The 16,513-nt window shown below is 47.4% G+C and carries 15 protein-coding genes and 1 riboswitch; of the genes, 14 read left to right on the top strand and 1 reads right to left on the bottom strand.

Going from position 1 to position 16,513, the window contains the following annotated elements:
* The first annotated feature begins 25 nt into the window (after nt 1-25).
* The 4 genes from OKX56_RS05195 (at nt 26) to OKX56_RS05180 (ending at nt 7,432) form a co-directional block, all read left to right on the top strand.
* Nucleotides 26-637: a tetratricopeptide repeat protein gene (locus OKX56_RS05195; RefSeq protein ID WP_019224923.1), complete on the top strand. Its 612-nt coding sequence runs from the start codon at nt 26-28 to the stop codon at nt 635-637.
* Nucleotides 638-722: 85 nt separating this feature from the next.
* Nucleotides 723-1,511: an MBL fold metallo-hydrolase gene (locus tag OKX56_RS05190; RefSeq protein ID WP_019224924.1), complete on the top strand. Its 789-nt coding sequence runs from the start codon at nt 723-725 to the stop codon at nt 1,509-1,511.
* A 73-nt stretch (nt 1,512-1,584) separates the two neighbouring features.
* Nucleotides 1,585-2,754 carry a S1C family serine protease gene (locus OKX56_RS05185; protein ID WP_019224925.1) on the top strand — a complete coding sequence of 390 codons (1,170 nt, stop codon included), beginning with the start codon at nt 1,585-1,587 and terminating at the stop codon, nt 2,752-2,754.
* 304 nt (nt 2,755-3,058) lie between these two features.
* Nucleotides 3,059-7,432, top strand: a complete 4,374-nt coding sequence (locus tag OKX56_RS05180; protein ID WP_019225045.1) for a 2-hydroxyacyl-CoA dehydratase — start codon at nt 3,059-3,061, stop codon at nt 7,430-7,432.
* A gap of 84 nt (nt 7,433-7,516) precedes the next feature.
* On the opposite strand, the gene OKX56_RS05175 is transcribed toward OKX56_RS05180, so the two are convergent.
* Complete coding sequence (locus OKX56_RS05175; protein WP_020491935.1) at nt 7,517-7,726, bottom strand: alpha/beta-type small acid-soluble spore protein; 210 nt, start codon at nt 7,724-7,726, stop codon at nt 7,517-7,519.
* Between the two features lie 143 nt (nt 7,727-7,869).
* On the opposite strand from OKX56_RS05175, the gene rlmH reads away from it, so the two are divergent.
* The 10 genes from rlmH (at nt 7,870) to hemA (ending at nt 16,508) form a co-directional block, all read left to right on the top strand.
* Nucleotides 7,870-8,349, top strand: coding sequence for a 23S rRNA (pseudouridine(1915)-N(3))-methyltransferase RlmH (gene rlmH / locus OKX56_RS05170; RefSeq protein ID WP_199269268.1), 480 nt, complete (start codon nt 7,870-7,872; stop codon nt 8,347-8,349).
* 100 nt (nt 8,350-8,449) lie between these two features.
* Nucleotides 8,450-8,643: riboswitch (cobalamin riboswitch) on the top strand.
* Nucleotides 8,644-8,776: 133 nt separating this feature from the next.
* Nucleotides 8,777-9,517 (top strand): energy-coupling factor ABC transporter permease, encoded by a 741-nt coding sequence (locus tag OKX56_RS05165; RefSeq protein ID WP_025206232.1) that lies wholly within the window; start codon nt 8,777-8,779, stop codon nt 9,515-9,517.
* 2 nt (nt 9,518-9,519) lie between these two features.
* Complete coding sequence (locus OKX56_RS05160) at nt 9,520-9,861, top strand: energy-coupling factor ABC transporter substrate-binding protein (RefSeq protein WP_025206231.1); 342 nt, start codon at nt 9,520-9,522, stop codon at nt 9,859-9,861.
* Nucleotides 9,845-10,636: a cobalt ECF transporter T component CbiQ gene (gene cbiQ / locus OKX56_RS05155; RefSeq protein ID WP_025206230.1), complete on the top strand. Its 792-nt coding sequence runs from the start codon at nt 9,845-9,847 to the stop codon at nt 10,634-10,636. Before OKX56_RS05160 ends, cbiQ begins: the two co-directional genes overlap by 17 nt.
* Nucleotides 10,636-11,514: an ATP-binding cassette domain-containing protein gene (locus OKX56_RS05150; RefSeq protein WP_038603431.1), complete on the top strand. Its 879-nt coding sequence runs from the start codon at nt 10,636-10,638 to the stop codon at nt 11,512-11,514. The genes cbiQ and OKX56_RS05150 overlap by 1 nt, the downstream gene beginning before the upstream one ends.
* A 19-nt stretch (nt 11,515-11,533) precedes the next feature.
* On the top strand, nt 11,534-12,742 hold the full coding sequence (gene cbiD, locus OKX56_RS05145) for a cobalt-precorrin-5B (C(1))-methyltransferase CbiD (protein ID WP_025206228.1): 1,209 nt from the start codon (nt 11,534-11,536) through the stop codon (nt 12,740-12,742).
* Entirely contained in the window at nt 12,739-13,440 is a 702-nt protein-coding gene (gene cobI / locus OKX56_RS05140; protein ID WP_025206227.1) for a precorrin-2 C(20)-methyltransferase, read from the top strand. Before cbiD ends, cobI begins: the two co-directional genes overlap by 4 nt.
* Nucleotides 13,437-14,222: a precorrin-4 C(11)-methyltransferase gene (gene cobM, locus OKX56_RS05135; protein ID WP_020491943.1), complete on the top strand. Its 786-nt coding sequence runs from the start codon at nt 13,437-13,439 to the stop codon at nt 14,220-14,222. Before cobI ends, cobM begins: the two co-directional genes overlap by 4 nt.
* Complete coding sequence (locus OKX56_RS05130) at nt 14,219-15,277, top strand: cobalt-precorrin 5A hydrolase (protein WP_019225042.1); 1,059 nt, start codon at nt 14,219-14,221, stop codon at nt 15,275-15,277. Before cobM ends, OKX56_RS05130 begins: the two co-directional genes overlap by 4 nt.
* Nucleotides 15,267-16,508 carry a glutamyl-tRNA reductase gene (hemA, locus tag OKX56_RS05125; protein ID WP_019225041.1) on the top strand — a complete coding sequence of 414 codons (1,242 nt, stop codon included), beginning with the start codon at nt 15,267-15,269 and terminating at the stop codon, nt 16,506-16,508. The genes OKX56_RS05130 and hemA overlap by 11 nt, the downstream gene beginning before the upstream one ends.
* Nucleotides 16,509-16,513 lie beyond the last annotated feature (5 nt).

The raw sequence follows: 16,513 nt of genomic DNA, 5'->3' as shown, positions 1-16,513 counted from the left end.
GGAAGGTCGCAGGTTAGGAGAAAAAATGCAAAAAAAAGTTCAAAAGATCACCGTAGGGTTTATCATAGGGATAATCTGCATTTCCCTTATTGGATCAACATTTTATGCAATTTCCCTTCCAGGGTCTGATAATACGGAAGATACCCAGGGCCAAGAAGCGTTGGAGCAGGAATACAATCAGCGGAAGCAAGCCGTTGTGGAACTCAGCGCAGCACTCGAAAAGAGCCCGGAAGACGTCGAAGCGCAGCTGGCTCTGGCCGACGCTTATTATAGTAAAGCGAGTACAACAATTGAGCTTAACGATGAAGAATACCAGGAAGATCTGCAGAATGCGATAACGTATTACCAAAAAGTCCTGGCACAGAAAGACGACAATGATGTAAGGTTAAAACTTGCAATATCCGCATTCCTTTCACGTGATTCTAATCTTGCGGATGAAACATACAAGGAATTAATTGAAAAGGAACCGCAAAATGTGGATGTGCTATATTGGTATGGGATGTTCCAGTTTTACAGCAAAGAAGATTACAAGAAGGCCGAGCAGTACTGGCAGACGGCGTTAAAATACAATACGGATGAAAAGATGAAGACTAAGCTCGAGGAAATGATTGCAAGAGCTCAGGACATTGAACCTTAGACAAACGAACCTGAGACAAGTAACGGCAGACATGTTAACAACAGGATGAGTAAGCGCCTGAATCACAGATTGGGAAGGTGAACAGATGTATTTTGCAACACTGGCCAGCGGCAGTTCCGGTAATGCCATATGTGTAGGGGAAGAGAACAGGAGTCTGCTTGTGGATTGCGGCATTGCGGCAAAGAGGGTGCTTACGAACCTCGAGATGATTGATATCGCCGCTCCTCAGCTGGAAGGGATCATCATTACCCATGAACATTCCGACCATGTCAAGGGGGCCGGCGTGCTGGCCCGCAAGCTGAAGATTCCCGTCTATGCGACAGCCGGAATTTGGCAGGAAATTGAAATGGTGCTTGGGGATATTAATTCTGAACAGAAAAGAATTATTGACCGGGACATCTATCTTGCGGGTATGGATGTGAAACTCTTCCCGACTTCCCACGACAGCAGGGAAAGCTACGGTCTTAAAATAACAGGTAAAACGCATACGCTTGGCATAGCGACTGACAGCGGCATTGTTACAGAAGAGATGCATCGGAATCTTCGGGGCTGTGATGCCTACGTCGTCGAGGCAAACCACGATTTGGAAACATTATGGCACGGAAGGTATCCGTACTATTTGAAGAAAAGAGTCAGCGGAAATGCTGGACATTTGAGCAATGTCCAGCTTGCTGAGGCCTTGACGGAATGGCTCGATGAAAACACGCAAAAAGTCGTGCTTGCTCACTTAAGCGAAGAAAATAATACGCCGCAAATGGCGCTCAGTACAGTCGTGGAGATGCTTCGGGATTCGCAGGCTAAGAAAAAATGCGCGAATCTAAAAATCAGGGTCGCACCGAGACATTATCCGCACCAACTTATTACACTGGGATAGTATGTCAAGAGAGCATAACTGACAGACTAAATTTAAGGTAGACATGATACATACTGGATAGGAGGGATGTCAGATGGATGATTATGATGACCGGGACAATTTCGGACGAAGGAGTGGGAAACCCCGTATTGTTTCAACAGTTTTGCTTGCTGTCATCAGCGCAGTTCTGGGTGGCTTGATTGCTGTCATTCTTGTTCCGGCGGTATATCCTCAAGGCAATTATTTGGAAAGCGGTAATAAGGTTGTCGTTCAACAGGGAGAAAATCCCCCGATTACATCCTCAGGTGCTACCGGTGGGGAGTCACCGGTGATTAATATTGCCAGCACAGTAGGGCCTGCTGTCGTAGGTGTGGCCAACTTTCAGTATAGCGGGAATATTTTTGCCGGCAGCAGTGATGGACTCAGTGAAGCAGGAAGCGGTTCCGGCTTTATCATCAATGCTGCCCATGGCTATATTGTTACCAACTATCATGTCATTGGAGATGCTGAAAAAATTATGATTTCGCTTGCCGATGGTCGGGATGTTCCTGGAACGCTTGTCGGCGGTGATCCGCGGACCGATCTTGCCGTGCTCAAAATTGACGGTACGAAGGAACTTGCGGCTGTCCAGCTCGGAGATTCCGCAGCCTTAAAAGTCGGAGAATCCGTCGTTGCGATCGGGAATCCGGGAGGCCAGGATTTTGCCCGTACAGTCACAGCCGGTGTGGTATCAGCGACAGACAGGTTTCTTCAGCTGCAGGGGGAAGCCAGCTTTAATCTGATTCAGACGGATGCGGCGATTAACCCAGGCAACAGTGGCGGACCGCTCGTCAATTACAGCGGCCAGGTTGTCGGAATAAATTCAGCCAAAAATGATACCCAGGGCTTTGAAGGTATGGGGTTTGCGATCCCAATTTCCGATGCATTGCCTGTAATTCAGCAGCTCATTGAAAAAGGGTTTGCGAGCCACCCGGCTTTGCAGATCAATATCGACGACCGTTACACGGAGGAATACGCTTCATTCAAAGACTGGCCGGCAGGCTGCTATATCACCAGTGTCGAAAACGGCGAGGCGGCAGCTAAAGCCGGTATCCAGGCCGGAGATATCATTACGGCCATTAACGGAACAGCCATAACCAATTCTCTGGAGCTGACACACGAACTCTTTAAATACAAGCCGGGAGATAAAGTATCTGTCAGCTATTTCCGGGGCGGCAGCACGTATAAAACGGATGCGGTACTCGGAGAAATCAGATCAGAATAGAACAACCAGAAACTAGAAAGATCGAACGAATCGGCTATAGGAAGACCTTCGCACTATGTCAGCTAAAGACTGCCGCCAAAAGCTTGGCGGCAGCCACATTTTCTATAGGGATAGGCACTTTTCCCGGCATTCTCATACAATAATAAGGACGAGATGCTAAGCAGGACGAGACACAGGGCCGGACAGAAAAAGTTGCTATTTTGTTACACAGATGAAACCTGATATAATAGAGTCTGATGCTAAAGGATTAAAACGCTGTTTTTTATAGATTGAGCAGGCTGTTTAAATAGAAGGAGACAGGTGAATGACGAAACAAATGCATATCGGACTGGATGTCGGTTCGACCACCGTTAAAATTGCAATACTTGATGAAAAAGATAACTTGGTTTTCAGCAGTTACCAAAGGCATTTTTCAGATGTCCAGCATACAGTCAGCAACCTTCTGCAAAAGATTTACAGTCAGTTCCGCAATGAAAAAGTCACCATGAACGTGACAGGTTCAAGCGGTATGTCCACTTCCGAACAGGTTGGGATTCCTTTTATTCAAGAGGTCATTGCCTGCCAAAAAGCTGTTGAACGATTTATTTCGGATACGGATGTCGCGATAGAACTGGGCGGCGAAGATGCCAAGATCACATATTTTGGGGAATCGCCCGAACTCAGGATGAACGGTACCTGCGCCGGCGGGACAGGTGCGTTTATTGATCAAATGGCTATCTTGCTGAAAACCGACGCTGCGGGTCTCAATGAACTGGCTTCGCATCATCGGGAGATTTATCCGATTGCTTCGCGCTGCGGGGTTTTTGCTAAAACAGATATTCAACCGCTTTTAAACGAAGGTGCGGCCAAGGAAGATATTGCCGCCTCAATTTTTCAGGCTGTCGTGAATCAGACCATTGCGGGTTTAGCCTGCGGCAAACCAATCCGGGGCAATGTGGCATTTCTGGGCGGACCGCTTTCTTTCCTGCCTGAACTGCGCCAGCGCTTTATTGAAACCTTGAAGCTTAAACCGGAAAATATTATCGCGCCAGATAATGCTCAGTTTTTTGTGGCGATTGGGGCAGCCTTGGCTTCGAAACAGAGCGAAGTCTGTGATCTTCACGTGATCTATGAGAACATCCCGAATCTGCATAATTCGGATTCAGCCACTACCCTGCTCCAGCCTTTGTTTGCCAGTGAAGAAGAGTATGAAGCCTTCAGTCAGAGGCACCGGGGAAATTCCGTCGCGAAGAAACTGCTGGCTGAAGCCAGTGGAACCTGCTTTTTGGGCATCGATGCCGGATCGACCACGACGAAACTTGCCCTGATCGATGGAGATGGCAATTTGCTTTATTCCCATTATGGAAGCAACGGAGGAAGTCCGTTAAAATCTACGGTTTCTGCTCTGCAAAAGCTTTATCAGGCTTTGCCGTCTGGAGCCACGATTGGCGGTTCCGTCGTGACCGGTTATGGAGAAGCCCTGCTAAAGGCTGCCCTCAAAGTTGATCACGGAGAAATAGAAACGGTTGCCCACCTTAAGGGCGCCGAATATTTTCTGCCCGGTGTTGACTTTATCCTCGATATCGGTGGCCAGGACATGAAATGCATGCAGATCCGCGACGGCGTTATTCACAATATCATGCTGAATGAAGCATGTTCTTCGGGCTGTGGGTCGTTTATCGAGACGCTGGCCCAGTCCCTAAGTTTATCTCTCTCGGAATTTGTGCAAAGAGGTTTATTTTCCAAGACCCCGGTCGATTTGGGTACCCGTTGCACCGTATTTATGAATTCCAAAATCAAACAGGTCCAAAAAGAAGGCGCGGATATCGGCAGCATCGCGGCCGGGATCTCGTATTCAGTCGTCAAAAATGCGTTGTACAAAGTCATCCGCTTGCACAATTCTTCCGAAGTTGGCAAGAAAATCGTTGTTCAGGGCGGAACGTTTAATAACGATGCTGTTTTAAGAAGTTTTGAACGTGTCACCGGCCGCCAGGTCATTCGTCCGGACATTGCCGGTATCATGGGCGCGTTCGGAGCAGCTCTTATCGCCCGCGACCATTATCAGGCCGGAGAACAGACTACCCTGCTTGGTGAAAATGAACTGGAGGATTTCCATACCGAGACCCGTACGCGCCACTGTGGCTTATGCGGCAATAATTGCCTGCTGACGGTCAACCAATTCTCGGACGGCAGGGAGTTTCTGACAGGAAACCGCTGCGAACGCGGAGCCGGACTGGAAAGCACCTCTGAGGATATTCCGAACCTTTTTGCCTATAAATATGAGCGTCTTTTTGCCTATAAACCACTGAAGAAGGAAGAAGCAGCCCGTGGCGAGATCGGGATTCCACGGGTCCTGAATATGTATGAGCATTATCCGTTCTGGTATACGCTGCTAACGGAGCTCGGTTTTAGAGTTATTTTGTCCGGCCGCTCCTCGAAAAAGATATTTGAGCTCGGCATGGAGACCGTAGCTTCCGAGTCGCTGTGCTATCCGGCCAAACTGGCCAACGGGCATATTAAGGACCTTCTGAACAAAGGGGTCAAGCGGATTTTTTATCCGTGCCTTCCGAGGGATGAAAAAGAGCTGGCTGGTGCCAATAATAATTACAACTGCCCGATTGTCACTTCTTATCCGGAATCCCTTCATGCCAATGTGGATGAAATAAGGAACAAAGAAGTTGCGTTTATTTTCCCGTTCCTGCCGATTGATGATATGGCACGTTTAAAAGTTCGGATCTATGAAGAATTTAAAGCGATAGGTATAACACGACAAGAGGCAGCAAGTGCTGTAGATAAGGCTTTTGCCGAAAGAGATGCTGTTCGCCAGGACCTCAGAAACAAAGCGGAAGAAGTATTGGACTATTTGCAAAAGAACAACCTGAAAGGCATCGTACTTGCCGGTCGGCCGTATCATACCGATCCGGAGATTAACCACGGGATTCCAGAGATGATTACCGGTCTGGGGATCGCTGTGCTGACTGAAGATTCTGTCGCTCATCTTGGTCAGGTGGAAAGGCCTCTGCGCGTCCTCGACCAATGGGTTTACCACTCCAGGCTGTATGCGGCAGCAAGTTTTGTGGCAAGCAGGGATGACTTGGAACTTGTCCAATTGAATTCGTTCGGATGCGGACTGGATGCCGTCACCACGGATCAGGTTCAGGAGATACTGCACCAGTACAGAAAGACCTATACCCTGGTCAAAATTGATGAGATCAATAATCTGGGCGCTATTCGTATCCGGATACGGTCATTGCTCGCTGCAATGAAGGAAAGAGACAAAAAAGAAATTCATGCGCATAAGCTTTTTGAGACACCCAAAAGAGTCATGTTTACAGAAGAAATGAAGCATGAGTATACGATTCTTTCTCCGCAGATGGCACCGATCCATTTTGAACTGATTGAAGAAGCCACCCGTTTGGAAGGCTATAAGATAGAGATTCTGCCTGATGTCGAGATGGATGTCGTCGAACAGGGACTTCTGCATGTGCATAACGATGCCTGCTATCCGTCAATCTTAGTTGTCGGTCAAATTATGGCGGCGCTGAAATCAGGCCGTTACGACCTAAACAAGACGGCAGTTATCATGTCGCAAACAGGCGGCGGCTGCCGGGCCAGTAATTATATTGGCTTTATCCGTAAAGCCTTAAAAGATGCCGGCATGGAACAGATTCCGGTTATTTCCCTTAATGCCGGCGGTCTGGAGTCCAATCCCGGGTTCAAACTTTCCATGAAGATGATCAAGCGTTGCGTGATGGCTACGGTTTATGGCGATCTGCTGATGCGCGTAACCAATGCCATACGACCCTATGAGAAAAATAAAGGAGAAACGAATGATCTCCTGGCCAAATGGCTGAAGGACCTGAAGCCGACCCTGGCTGCGATGAACCTGCGGGAATATCACCGGAATATCCGCCGGATTATCAAGGACTTTGATCATATTGAAATCTCCAATGTCAAAAAACCAAAGGTTGGAGTGGTTGGCGAGATCCTCGTCAAATTTCATCCATTTGCCAATAACTTTATTGTCGATGTCCTGGAAAAGGAAGGCGCCGAAGCCGTTCTGCCGGACCTGATGGATTTCTTTATGTACTGTGCGTATGGAACGATATTCAGAAGAAAAGAACTCGCTGGCTCACTGAAAAGCGAGCTTATCAGCCGCTATATTATCTGGCGGTTGGAAAACTACCGCCGGGTAATGAAACGCACTCTGGCGAAGAGCAACCGTTTCCATCCTCCCAAATCGATTTATGAGTTGGCCGATATGGCCGGCAAAATCATGCATCTCGGACATCAGACCGGCGAAGGCTGGTTCCTGACCGCGGAAATGCTGGAACTGATAGAAAGCGGAGCAACAAACGTCACCTGTCTGCAGCCGTTTGCCTGCCTGCCAAATCATATCACGGGTAAAGGGATGGTCCGCGAACTTAAACGGCGCTACCCGCTGGCGAATATTGTGCCAATCGATTACGATCCGGGTGCCAGCCAGGTGAATCAGATCAACAGAATTAAACTGATGCTTTCAGTCGCTTTCAAAAATATGGAAAAGGCGGCAGCAGTCAATAATGCCAATACAAACAATAGAAATAAAATGAATAACAACGCCGGGCAAATGCAATCTGCACCCGGCGAGGGAGCGGCAGCTTTGCATAACACTGAAGAAGGTACAGAGCAGTCGTATTCCGAACAGAAGATTATATAACAAAAAACCTCTTCAGTATTGTAGGCTGAAGAAGTTTTGAATATTTATTGAAGTAGATTAGGAATACTAAATGAGTCCGTTATTCTATTTCATCTGCTGTTTGGCATAGGCGATCATTTTTTTGACCATCTGGCCGCCGATCGGGCCTCCTTCCAGACCATTCTGTCTGGCAGTAACATCGCCTTTATAGTGATCGTTATTTTCCCTTACAAAATCAAGATGGCCGATTTCAGCCGCAGCCTCCATTTTTAGATTCTGCAGCAGCTTTTTTTTGCTTTCATTTGTTTTGCTCATTTTTTTTCACCTCCATCAATATTATTAACACTTTTGAAAAAAATCTTCATTGTAAATAATCCAATATCAGAGAGATTTAACCTTCAAGTTTTTGATTGCAAATGTTTGGAGCAAACATAGTGACTGGAGTTGGAGAAAACATGCTGCAGATCAAAGTTCTAGCGGTAGGGAAAATCAAAGAAAAATATTTAAAAGAAGGGCTGAAGGAATACGCCAAGCGTCTTGGCGCGTACATCCGGCTTGAGATGATTGAAGTTGAGGACGAACCATGCCCCGAAAGGGCATCAGCTGCCGACGAAGCAAGAGTAAAACAGAAAGAAGCTGAAAAGGTTCTTAAATTAATTTCACCTCAGGATTATGTGGTTTTGCTGGATCTTCTGGGAAAGGAACTTTCTTCACCCGAACTTGCCGTTTTGTTTGATGAAAAAGGGCTTTCAGGCCAGAGCCGGATCACTTTTGTGATTGGCGGATCTCTTGGTACGGCAGATGAAATCCGAAAACGCGCCGATTACCGGTGGTCGTTCTCGAAGCTTACCTTTCCGCACCAGATGATCAGGCTTATCCTGCTGGAGCAGATTTACCGGGCGTGCAAGATCAGCAAAGGGGAACCCTACCACAAATAGAATTGATGGAGGTAAAGATACTTCAATTAATATGTTCAAGGCTAAAGTAAAAATAATATTGATTCCTTGTCGAAAGAGCGATATAATGAATCAGGATTAAAACTGAATAGGCAGAACAGGTGTTGAATGAAGCTGATAAGCGTACCATTCAATGAATAAGGAAAGTCGGGTAGAAGCCCGCGCGGTCACGCCGCTGTGAAAGTGGAGTTCTTCAGGTATACCACTGGGAAACTGGGAAGGTCTGAAGATCGATGATGCTTAAGCCAGAAGACCTACCTGTTTTAGTGTCTCACCATATACTCTACGAGTGATAGAGAGGGGGATGTTATGTGCAAGACTACCGAGGAAAACTTCCTAGCATATGAGCCTCTCGACGTAAGATGTTGAGAGGTTTTTTGTTTCATATCTTATATAGGAGAGTTTGACGATGATAAATAAAAAGATTTGGATAATGGGTCTCGTACTTATGTTTATGTTCTTGCCCCAGCAGACATATGCCATGCATATCATGGAGGGCTTCCTTCCTGCGGGTTGGTGTATTACCTGGGGTGCTTTGGCAATACCTTTTGTTCTGGCAGGTTTTTTTTCTATCAGAAGAACTGTTGGAGAGCATCCCAAAACATTAATGCTTTTGGCGATGGCAGGCGCCTTTGCTTTTGTTTTGTCTTCCCTGAAGATTCCTTCCGTTACAGGAAGCAGTTCGCATCCTACGGGGGTTGGCTTTGGCGCTATCTTGTTCGGACCAACCGCAATGGCCGTAATTGGCCTGATCATACTGCTGTTTCAGGCTGTTTTACTGGCTCATGGCGGATTGACAACATTGGGAGCAAATACTTTTTCGATGGGCATTGTGGGGCCGCTGGTGGCTTTTGCTACATACAAAATTGTGAAGAAAGCAAATGGACCGCAGTGGCTTGCCGTGTTTCTCGCTGCCGCACTTGGGGATTTATTAACTTACGTCACGACATCGGTGCAGCTTGCACTGGCGTTTCCTGCTGGAACAGGCGGCGCTATGGCATCACTTACCAAGTTTTTAGGTATTTTTGCCTTAACGCAAGTACCATTGGCGATCAGTGAAGGTATTTTGACAGTGCTAATATTTAAGGCGATTTCATCCTATGCCGGGGATGAGCTTAAAGACTTAAAAATACTTTCAAAGGGGGTCTGAAAATGTCTGTAGAAACGATGAAACCGAAGAATAAAAATCGGGTTATCATCACAAATATTATTTTAATTACGATTGTCATAGCGCTTGCTGTTGTACCCCTCATTGTGCAAAAAAATGCGGAATTTGCTGGAGCTGACAGCCAAGCTGAACAAGCTATAACAGAACTTAACGGGAATTACCAGCCCTGGTTCTCACCGATTTGGGAGCCGCCCAGCGGAGAAATTGAAAGCTTGTTGTTTGCGCTTCAGGCAGCTGTCGGAGCAGGTGTTTTGGGCTACGGGTTAGGTTATCTGCGGGGTCGTAAGAAAAAGGAAGAACCGGTAAACAATGATTTACATCGATAAATACGCTTATTTATCCAAGCTTAAACAAACAAATCCATTGCAAAAGCTAGTCTTAGCCGTTTCGGTTTTGGGGGTCTGTCTCTGGGCTGATTCCGTTGCGGTGTCAATCTTGACGCTCCTGATCATGGGGTGGTATACCGTTTGCAAAGGTGGTACCCCTGTTGGAATTTTTATTAGACTGATGCTTGTCCCGCTTTCCTTTTTAGTGATCGGCGTTTTAACCATTGCGGTCAATGTTTCAGGGGACAAAGATGTTTTTGTATTCTCTGTATATGCATTTGGCATGTATATCGGGGTGTCGCAGTCCGGTATTCTAAGTGCGGCAAATCTGTTTTTTAAAGCGCTTGGCGCGGTTTCCTGTCTGTATTATTTATCGCTGAGTACACCAATGGTAGACCTGTTGGCAGTTCTTCGGAAGCTTAAAGTTCCAAGACTGATGGTTGAATTGATGGGACTGATCTACCGGTTTATTTTTGTATTTTTGGAAATGGCAGACACCATGTTTACGGCACAGAATTCCCGCTTGGGCTATGCGGGGCTTTCTTCCGGATACCGTTCATTGGCGGCTCTGGCTTCGTCACTTTTTATCCGGTCTTATCAGAGGGCGGATGAACTGTATATTGCGCTTGAAGCCAGGGGATATGACGGTGAGCTCAGTGTGATCCATGAGCAGGCGGAGACTCATTGGACAGAATATATTCCGATTGTGCTGATTAACCTATTCCTGATTGCAGTTGCGCTGTTTTCCAAACAATTGACAGGAGGCTTGCTATAATGGCCGAAAATGGCTTGATTGAAAATGTGGAGGCTAAAAATATCTTGGAAGTCAGAAATCTCCACTACATCTACAGTGATGGAACCCAGGCCTTAAAGGCCCTGTCACTCGGGATTAAACAGGGGAAAACGACGGCAGTCCTCGGAAGCAACGGTGCTGGAAAATCAACGTTGCTGCTTTCCTTTAACGGCATCAATAAGCCTTCAGGCGGCGAAGTTCTATTCAAGGGCCTGCCGCTGGATTATTCAGTAAAAGGTCTCAAACAGCTTCGAAAATCTGTTGGCATTGTTTTTCAGGATCCGGACAAGCAGTTGTTTTCAGCCAGTGTCTATCAGGATATCTCCTTCGGCGCGATGAATCTAAAGCTGCCTGAGGAGGAAGTCCGCAGAAGGGTGGATCTAGCCATGAAGAGAACCGGGATATCCCACCTGAAAGACAAGCCCACACACAGCCTCAGTTTTGGCCAGAAAAAACGTGCAGCCATTGCCGGCGTTCTGGTGATGGAGCCGGAAGTGCTTATTCTGGATGAACCGACCGCAGGGCTTGACCCACTCGGAGTCAGTGAGCTAATGAAGCTGCTCAGAAAACTGCAAATTGAGCTGAATTTGTCCGTCGTGATCTCAACGCACGACATCGATATCGTACCACTTTACTGTGATTATGCGTATGTCGTCGATGACGGCAGGCTTGTAATGGAAGGTACGCCTCAGGAAGTGTTTTCGCATCCGGAGGAAATCAGAAGGATTAATCTCAGACTCCCAAGAATTGGGCATCTTATGGAGATTTTGCATGATAAAGACGGCTTTGAATTTGCCCAGCCTGCCAATACCATATCTGAGGCCAGAAAAGCTTTAATTAACTGGAAAGATACAAACTGATTGAAGGAATATAAAAATAATGAATCATGACATCCACCATCTAAACGATGAACAAAACAGTCCACAAAACAATCCACAAAACAATCAATCCGGTGAACTCTTTGTCATCAAACAGAATAAGAGGCTGAGATGCGGCTTTACTACGGGATCCTGTGCGGCTGCTGCTGCCAAGGCTGGGGCGGTAATGCTGCTCTCAGGAGACCTGTGTACAGAAATAGCCATTGCGACACCGAAGGGAATACCGGTTGCGATGCAGGTGCTGGAAGTTCGGAGAGACAGGGACCAGGTGACGTGTGCTGTAAAAAAGGACAGCGGCGATGACCCAGATGTGACCAACGGCATCCTTATTTTTGCGACGGTCGCCAGAGCGAACCATAATAATATTCAGGTCGATGGCGGCCAGGGCGTCGGCAGAATCACTAAGCCCGGGCTTGCCTGTCCTATAGGAGAACCGGCCATCAATCCTGTTCCCAGAAGCATGATTATGGCGGAGGTGGCGAAAGTCTGTGCCGAGTACGGTTATGAGGGAGGCCTGGAAATTACGATATCAGTTCCGGAAGGGGAGGCCATTGCCAGAAAAACCTTTAACCCGCGGCTGGGCATTGTTGGCGGAATCTCTATTCTGGGAACAATAGGGATTGTCGAGCCGATGAGCGAAAAGGCCCTGATCGATACGATTCGACTGGAGATGAATCAGCAGAAAGAAAAGGGCTGCAGAGATCTGCTGGTCTGCCCTGGAAATTACGGTGAAACTTTTGTCCGCAGTACGCTGGGGCTGGAGAGTTCTCTGATCCACTGCAGCAATTATATCGGTGAAATGCTGGATTTTACTGTGGAATTAGGCTTTGACGGCCTGCTGCTGATCGGACATGCCGGAAAATTGGTCAAGCTGGCAGCGGGCATTATGAATACCCACTCCCGCTATGCGGACTGCCGCATGGAAGTTATCGCCGTACATGCTGCCTTACACGGCGCAGGGAAGGAGACAGTCAAAGAAATTATGGCTAGCCTGACAGCGCCGCAGGCCGTTACGGTATTAGACCGGCACGGGCTTAGAAGCCAGGTATTTGAGTCCATCATGTTAAAAATTGATGAATATGTGAATTACCGCCTGCAGAATAAGGTGAAAGCCGGTGTGATCCTGTATTCCAATGAACAGGGTATCCTGGGCAAAACACCGCAGGCGGATGAAATAGTCAATAAAATAAAAAGGATGAAGCCATCATGAAAGCAGCATTATACGGAATAGGCGTAGGTCCGGGAGACTTTGAACTGATGACCTTAAAGGCCGTCCGGATCATCAGCGAGACAGAGCTTATTGCTGTTCCGCGCACGGATGAAAAAGAAATGACCGCCTGGAATATTGCCAAGCAGGCTGTGGACCTCTCCACAAAAGAAATACTGGAACTTTACATGCCGATGACACGGGATGCCCAAATGCTGGAGCAAAGCCATCAGGAAGCAGCTGAACAGATCATTGACCAGCTCAAACAAAACAAATCTGTGGCTTTTCTTACGCTGGGGGATCCATCGATCTATTCCACATATATTTATCTGCATAACCGGGTTTTGGAAGCAGGCTATGATGCCCGGCTGATTCCGGGGGTCCCGTCCTTCTGTGCTGTAGCAGCAAGACTCAATGTGCCTCTCTGCGAGGGTGCCCAGCCGCTGCACATTATCCCCGCATCCTATGAAGGATCCTTTGATTACCTGGACTGGGGCGGAACCAAGGTGCTGATGAAATCAGGAAAGGAATTTGGCAAGGTTAAGGAAGAGCTTATCAGCAAAGATCTGGTTAAGCATACCCAGATGGTGGAATGCTGCGGGATGCCGTCAGAGAGAGTTATAAAAGATATCAGTGCAGCCGAGGGGAAAGCAAGCTATTTTTCCACGATCATTGTGAAAGAAAAGGAGATTGTCAGATGATTTATTTTATTGGGGCCGGTCCGGGCGCGGTAGATTTAATCACGGTTCGCGGAAAGACGCTTTTGGAACAGGCCGATGTTGTGATTTATGCAGGCTCGCTGGTCAACCCGGAGCTATTGAATGTTACGAAGAAGGAATGCACCGTTTACGACAGTGCCGGGATGACACTGGAAGAGGTGCTTGCTGTGATGGTTCCTGCCACCCGGGCAGGTAAACTGGTCGTGCGTCTGCATACCGGCGATCCAAGCATTTACGGGGCGATCCGTGAGCAGATGGATCTGCTTGATGCCGAGGGCCTGTATTACGAAGTCGTACCTGGAGTCAGCTCGTTTTTCGGAGCTGCTGCCTCCTTGAAGAAGGAGTATACATTGCCGGATATCAGCCAAACTGTAATTATTACCCGCATGGAAGGAAGAACCCCGGTACCGCCTAAGGAAGACATTGCTCTCCTGGCGTCGCATCAGGCGACCATGGCAATTTTCTTAAGTACAGGGATGCTGGAAAACTTAAGTACCAAGCTTATGGAAGGCGGTTACGCCGCTGACACTCCGGCAGCGATTGTTTATAAGGCAACCTGGCCGGATGAGAAGCAGTTCCGCTGTACGGTAGGGACATTGGCGAGAACAGCTAAAGAGAACCATATTACCAAAACGGCCTTGATTCTAGTGGGCAGATTTTTGGGAAACGACTTCGAAAGATCTAAACTTTACGATCCGGCATTTACGCATGAATTCCGGGAAGGAAACGATCCACTGCCTTCTTGGACCGAGGATTTGAAATGAAGATAAGCATCCTGGCTTTTACCGCCAATGGAGTCGCTCTCAGCCTGAAAATAAAAGAGCTGTTGGATGCTCAAGGTAATCATACCGCCTGCTATCAGCCGGAAAAACTTACCGGGGCCGTCAATACAGCCGGCATGGCAGAGCCCATTGCCCCGGATTTAAAGGTGTTCACAGGCAGACAGTTTGCAGAAAAAGATGCGCTAATTTTTGTTGGGGCCTGCGGGATTGCCGTCAGGGCAATCGCCTCCTTTGTTCAGGACAAGACGAAAGATCCGGCCGTTTTATGTATTGACGAAAAGGGACGGTTCGTTATACCGCTCCTCTCCGGCCACATCGGCGGCGCCAACATGCTGGCGGACAGGATATCCGAAGCGCTAAACGCAATCCCTGTGATAACGACTGCAACGGATATAAACAGGCTTTTTTCGGTCGATGAATGGGCAGCTTTCCATGACGCCTGGATTTCGGATCTGAAAGCAGCGAAAGAAATTTCGGCACGACTATTGGCAGAAAAGCCGGTCGGGTTTTATAGCGAGCTGGACATAGAAGGAGAGATGCCGCGTTTATTGGAGAAGAATGAAAACAACATGGATATTGGCATTTGTGTTTCTCTGAATGACAGATTAGAACCCTATCCCATAACGCTGAATATCGTTCCCCGGACGGTGTATCTCGGAATTGGCTGCCGAAGGGGTACGCCGCTGCAGCGTATTGAGGATCTTGTCCTTGAGCAGTTGAGCAGGAACAGCATCAGCTTTCAGGCCATTGCGGGTATTGCCAGTATTGACCTCAAAACAAAAGAACAGGGGCTGCTTGATTTTGCCGCAAAAAATAATCTGCCACTGCATTTTTTTAGTTCAGATGAACTTCTTTCCGTACCAGGCAAGTATACAGAATCGGAATTTGTAAGTAGTATTACCGGTGTCGGCAATGTCTGTGAGCGGGCTGCCTTAATGGTAAGCGCAGGCGGAGGGCTGATTAGCCGAAAAGTATCCGGGAATGGTGTAACAATAGCTCTTGCTCAGAAGGAATGGAGGGTTAGCTTTGAATATTAGAATGATCGGGATCGATCATGAAAAAGCATCATTAAAGGAACGCGAAATGTTTGCCTTTACACCGATTCAAAGCAGACAGGCCATGGAGGCTGCTGTAAATAATTATGGTGTGGAAGGCGCTGTAATTATATCCACCTGCAACCGTACGGAGCTATGGGTCAGCGAAAATGAAGGATCTCTAGTTAATTTGAAAGAAATTCTCTACGGTCTGAAGCGAATTGAGAAGGAAGACAGGGATAAATATGAGCGCTTATTTGTTATTCGGCAGTCCCGTGAGGCCTTTGTTCACCTCTTTCAAACTGCCTGCGGATTGAAGTCTCAGATTTGGGGAGAAAGCCAAATTTTGTCCCAAATTAAAAAAGCCATTGAAGAGGCCAGAGAGACAGGTACTGCTGACCTTTATCTGGAAAAACTTTTTCAGATGGCCATAACCTCAGCGAAGAAGGTAAAAACACAGATTCAGCTGACGACGACGGATGTATCGGTAGCAACGAAAGCTCTGGAGCGGATCCAGGAAGTCTTTCCTGACTTGGGGGAAAAGCGGTGTCTGGTCATTGGCAACGGCGAAATGGGAAAGATTGTCGCCGCGCAGCTTGCAGACTGCGGGGCGGAGGTTTTGATCACCTTGAGGCAGCGTAAACACGGGGCTTATTTATTGCCGAAACAATGTACGGGCGTGGATTACGAAAAACGCCACACGGTGATAGCCGACATGGATGTGGTGGTAAGCGTGACGTCCAGCCCACATTATACGATTAAAGCTGATGCCTTAATTCCAGCCCTGGCGCAGAATCACAGGCCAAGAATCTTTTGTGATCTGGCAGTACCGAGGGATATCGAACCGAAGGTCGGGGATATGGAAAATATTACGTTACTGGATATGGACAATCTGGGTCTCGGGAAGGCAGAGCTCAGAAACCAGAACGCTTTAGCAGCGGCTTATGAAATTATTGATGAACATATCGACAAATTTATAGAATCATTTGAAATCCGCAGTTATCTGCCGCTCCTGCAAAGCATATCCAATTCAACATCGGAAAGGATATGCCGGAATTTGCAAAAAGATCTTGCGTACCTGAATTTAAGCGACCAAGACAAAGCATCCTTTGAAAACAGGTTGGCGCAAGTGGCAGAAAAGGCAGTAAGTTCGGTGCTATTTGGGTTTAGGGACAGTATTGACCGGGATCTGTGGGATGAATGTTTTACAAATTTAGAGAAAGTAGTTAGGTAAGAAGG

Source organism: Dehalobacter sp. (assembly GCF_030063005.1).
In the GTDB taxonomy this organism is placed as follows: Bacteria; Bacillota; Desulfitobacteriia; order Desulfitobacteriales; family Syntrophobotulaceae; genus Dehalobacter; species Dehalobacter restrictus.
The sequence above is the reverse complement of the archived record's forward strand: the minus strand, read 5'-3'. Positions and strand labels throughout refer to the sequence as shown.